This window comes from Synechococcus sp. H55.9, assembly GCF_047462355.1.
Lineage (GTDB): Bacteria > Cyanobacteriota > Cyanobacteriia > Thermostichales > Thermostichaceae > Thermostichus.
The window spans coordinates 8,392-12,841 of the sequence record NZ_JANSJB010000060.1; the positions used below are offsets into that span (position 1 = coordinate 8,392).

The window sequence follows — 4,450 nt, forward strand, 5'->3', positions numbered from 1 at the left end:
TTTGAGCCTGGGCAGCAGCTTGTTCGGCAGACTCAGCGCGGCTGGCCTGGATGGACTGATGCAGCTCCTGGATTTCCCGCAGGCGGGCGGCATTCTGCTCGGCAGACTCAGCGCGGCTGGCCTGGATGGACTGATGCAGCTCCTGGATTTCTCGGCTGTTGGCAGCAACCTGTTCGGCCGTCCAAGCCAGCAGTTGCTCCACCCGATCTAAGCGGTCTTGACTCTGACTGTTCACCCGGACGCTCCGCCTTGCGAGTTAAAGTTAATCAACGCGCTCAGGCAATTATAAGCAAATCTCTGCCAACTTCGAGCTAAACTCGACCAAACAAAACAGGTGGCATTGTCAAGCCATAGAGCGAGCTGCTACTCCCAGAGCCGCCGAATAGGAGAGCGATGCAGCAACCGATGAGCCTCAGCCAGCAACTCTGGGATCCGCAGATGCTCTGGACAGCGGGGTAAACAGTCGCCGCATTCGGTACAGCGGTCGGCAGGCAAGCCCGGAAACCAATGTCCGGCTTGGCCAAACATGTTGTAGCGGTACTGGGCAAACTCTGTCATGTCGTGGGCAATGGCCAAGTTGCGCAGCCGCAGCACTTCGGGGATGTGAATCCCCTCTGGGCAGGGCAGGCAGGCGTAGCACTGAGCGCAGCGGCTGGATCCCAGACGCTCCTGCTCGGCTTGGCGCAACCGTTCCTGGATCCGTGGGCCCTCCACCCACCAACGGTCGGGATCCTGCAAAGCAGACAAGGCCACCTGCAACTCCTCAGGATGAGTGACACCCAAGCTGAGGGTGTGCACACGCGGATCTGCCAGCAGAAAACGATAGGCAAACTCCAAGGGGCTGAAGGGCGCACAGCACTCTTGCAGGTGTTGAGGGGGGCGATAGAGCATTCCCCCTTTATCGGCAGGAGAAATGATGAACACGCCCATATCCTGCTGGGCAGCCGCTTCCAGAGCCGGCGCATTGCGCTGTTGGAAAAAGTGATGGTGCAAATTGACAAAGTCAAAGCATCCGGTCTGGATGGCCTGCAGGATTAACTCCAGGGATCCATGGGTGGAAAACCCAATGTGGCGCACCCAGCCTTCTTGCTGGAGCTGCTTGAGAATCGGCAGCCCTTTCTGCAGTACCCACTCCAGATGTTCCGGCAGATTGATACCATGAAAGGCAAACTGATCCAAATAATCCACCCGCAGACGGCGCAGGGATGCCTGCAGCCGCTCCCGCAGACAATCGCTGGGAGTGAGCTTGCTGGTCAAAATCAACTGATGGCGTGGGAAGGGCAGAGCTGGCAAAATCTCGCCCAAGAGCGCCTCGGCGTGACCATAAGCCTGGGCCGTTTCGATGTGGTTGATCCCTGCAGCCAAGGCTGCCTCAACGGTTGCCTGAGCCTGATCCCTGGGCACATTGACCAAGCGCATGCTGCCCAGAGAAAAGGCTGAAATGAGCTGCTGGGTGCGTCCAAAGCGGCGGTAGAGCATTCCGGTTCTCGCATCCAATCGTCCCCTCAAGGCGGGAGACAGCCTCAGATTGCCGGGTACAGGCATTGTTGGGAATTGTTGCCCAGCAGTTCTGCTGCCAGCCGGATCGCCTGCTTGAGGCTCTCGGCGCGGGCCACCCCTTGGCCGGCAATATCGAAGGCGGTGCCATGGTCAGGGGAGGTGCGGATGAAAGGCAACCCGATCGTCAGGTTAACTGCCCGCTCAAAAGCCAGCATCTTCACCGGGATCAGGCCTTGATCATGATAGAGAGCCAAGTAGGCATCGGCCACGGCTGGGGATCCTTGGCCGTGCCAGGCTTGCGCGGGAGCCAGCCACATGGTGTCAGGGGGAAGCGGCCCCCAGATTTGGGCGTGGGGATAGGTGCGCAGCAGCTCGGTCAGCCATTCTTTTTCCTCAGATCCCAGTTGACCCCGTTCGCCGGCATGGGGATTGAGGCCGGCCACCGCGATCACGGGATCCGGGATCCCGAAGGTGTGGCGCAGGGATCCCACCAGCAAGTCCAACTTTGTGCGCACTAAGTCTGGGGTCAGCACAGTGGGCACTTGGCCAAAGGGAATGTGGGTGGTGGCCAGCAAAACCCGCATCTGCCAACTGCTGTGGGGGGAACGGGCGACAAACATCATCCCGTAGCGTTCAGCTCCGCTCAGTTGGGCCAACACCTCTGTTTGGCCGGGGAAGCGGTAGCCGGCTCGATGCCACAGATATTTGGCGATGGGCGCTGTCACGATCCCCTGAAACTCGCCCCCCAGCGTCTGTTCGATTGCCGTTTTCAGGTACACAAAACTGGCCGCCCCACCCTCGGCATCCCCTCGACCAATACGGCCAGACTGTAACCGAAAGCCTGTGTCGCATTCCAGCATTGGGATCCCTGCCGGATCGGCCAAGGTAGCCGCACACCTCTCCCTCAGTAGGCAGTGGGTAGCTTCCAAAACCTGCCGATCGCCCACCACGGTAATCCGCGCACAGGCCCGCACCTCGGGCTCTGCCAGCGCCTTGAGCACAATCTCCGGCCCAATTCCCGTGGGATCCCCCAACGTCAGGGCCAGTTTGGGCAGTGACAGGCTCATCAGGTCTTCTCTCGACAAGACAGGCGCTCCTTTTTCTTTTCTTGCCAATTCCTAGAGATCCCCCAAAAAGGGGGATACGTTAATCCATTCTGGCCCCAGGCCCGCCAGCAGGCTTTCTTCTTTCCGCTTCCAATTTCTAGAGAGCACGCAGAAAGCTGAAGCAGGACATTATCGCCGCAACCATCCAAGTTCCCGAAGAACGTTAGATTTTTGAGATTTTTGTTGCCAATTGATTGCGGATCCCTGGCAAAGGATTGACTGAGCAGGGGATTCGTTAGAGAGTATTTTCACCGGCTCGGCCGTCTGTACTTTGTCGCAGTTGTTGGCTGCTCTGATAGTCTTGACCGAGTAGGCACTTGTAAAGAGCTTTCCACCTATGGCCGACCAGGTATCCAAATCTGCTTGGAGGATCCGTTCCCTGCTGCTGCCCCTGTTGGCGGGGGCTGCCCTCGGCTGTGGGGGGAGTGGCAGCAGCTCTCCGTCTCTTTCGCCACCGGCTGGGGAGCCTGTCATCCTAAGGGTGGATCCGGTCAGGGGCCCCTTCACCAAGCTGGCCGATGCAGTTGCGGAAGCGCAGCGGCTACAGAGCGCCACAGCGGGGCTAGAGGTGCTGATCCAGATCTTGGGGACGGGCAGGGAAACTTTGCAAAGCAACCTGGCCCTGGATGGGGGCGACGGCACCAATGGCGGGCGCATTCGCGTCACCAACTCCACAGCTTACGAGATCCTCACCGGCCTGTTTGACGTGATTGTAGCCAGCCAAACCAGCCTGCAGGGGGTGGACGTGGTGCTGGGGGGCGGACGGGTTCAGGTGAACGACGGCACCTTTCAGCCGCGCAAGGTCACCCTCAACGATCCCCGCTCCAACATCTTGGTCAACGGCAATGCCGCCGTCCTGGAAGGGGCTTTGGGCCAACTGGCTCAGATTCTGTGCCAGCAATTTTTGGATCCCTGTGTGCAGATCTCCGGCAATGGCCGAGTCGCGAGCGTCTCACCCATTGTCAGCAAAGCCGGTGGGGTGGGTATAGGCACTGTGCCGGGGAGCAATCCCACCCTCGAGAACAACGCGATCCTCCTGCAAGCTCTGGGAGCTTTGGCGGTTCGCTACAGCAACAACTCCGGCGGGATCTTCCGCAACAACCAGATCGAAGGGGATCCGCCTACTGCTGCGGCTGGGTTGGCGCTGCAGGCGCGGCAAAGAGACACTGGTGGCACCACCGGGATCCAACTGGATGGAGCGGGATCGGTGCCGGCGATTCAATCCAACCAGATCGGCGTGGGCAGGATAGCCGGCAGCGTCGGCATTCGCATCTTGCAAGGAACCCAGGCCCGCACCATTACCGGAAATACGTTCCTAGCTCGGGGCGAGGGCGCGGGGGTAGCCATTCAAGTAGCCCCCGGCACACCGGCGGCAGTAGTCGCCGCCTACTTGGCCGGCAACAGCTTCCAGGGGAACTTTGCTGAGAGAATCGGCGGCGGATCTGCGCCGACGCCGACAGCGACCCCTGTTCCGACTCCGAGGCCATCTCCAACTCCCCCGGTGCTCGGCACCGGCCCAATTCAGATTACTCTCACCTGGAGCACTATCGATGACCTTGACCTATATGTCACGGATCCCAGGCAGCAGACAGTGTTTTTTGACAATCGGGTTATTCCTTCTGGGGGACAGCTAGATGTGGATGCCAATGCCGACTGCGTTGCCGTAACAGAAAATCCTGTAGAGAATGTTTTTTGGGCCTCCACCCCGCCCTCAGGCCTGTACCTTATTGAGGTGAGGTTGTTCCGGCGCTGTTCTCAGGTCACTGCTCCCATTCCCTTTACTGTAACAGTTCGCAAAAGCGGAAGCGCCGCACAAACCTTCAGCGGATCGGCCACCTCTCCTG

3 protein-coding genes and 1 pseudogene are annotated in these 4,450 nt (G+C 59.6%); 1 reads left to right on the forward strand and 3 read right to left on the reverse strand.

Annotation, left to right across the window (positions count from 1 at the left end; translation table 11 throughout):
- The 3 genes and pseudogenes from NW857_RS08885 to pdxA form a co-directional block, all read right to left on the reverse strand.
- A pseudogene (locus NW857_RS08885) lies at nt 1-235 on the reverse strand (hypothetical protein); the annotation flags it as partial.
- Nucleotides 236-363: 128 nt separating this feature from the next.
- Nucleotides 364-1,479 (reverse strand): aldo/keto reductase, encoded by a 1,116-nt coding sequence (locus tag NW857_RS08890; protein WP_414335235.1) that lies wholly within the window; start codon nt 1,477-1,479, stop codon nt 364-366.
- A gap of 44 nt (nt 1,480-1,523) precedes the next feature.
- Nucleotides 1,524-2,570, reverse strand: coding sequence for a 4-hydroxythreonine-4-phosphate dehydrogenase PdxA (gene pdxA, locus NW857_RS08895; RefSeq protein ID WP_414368705.1), 1,047 nt, complete (start codon nt 2,568-2,570; stop codon nt 1,524-1,526).
- A 373-nt stretch (nt 2,571-2,943) separates the two neighbouring features.
- On the opposite strand from pdxA, the gene NW857_RS08900 reads away from it, so the two are divergent.
- The coding region (locus NW857_RS08900; protein WP_414368703.1) for a right-handed parallel beta-helix repeat-containing protein at nt 2,944-4,450 on the forward strand (1,507 nt) is incomplete at its 3' end.

Excerpts from the sequence above, each read along its gene's own strand:
- NW857_RS08890 (WP_414335235.1), bottom strand. The coding sequence starts at position 1,479 with ATGCTCTACCGCCGCTTTGGACGCACCCAGCAGCTCATTTCAGCCTTT.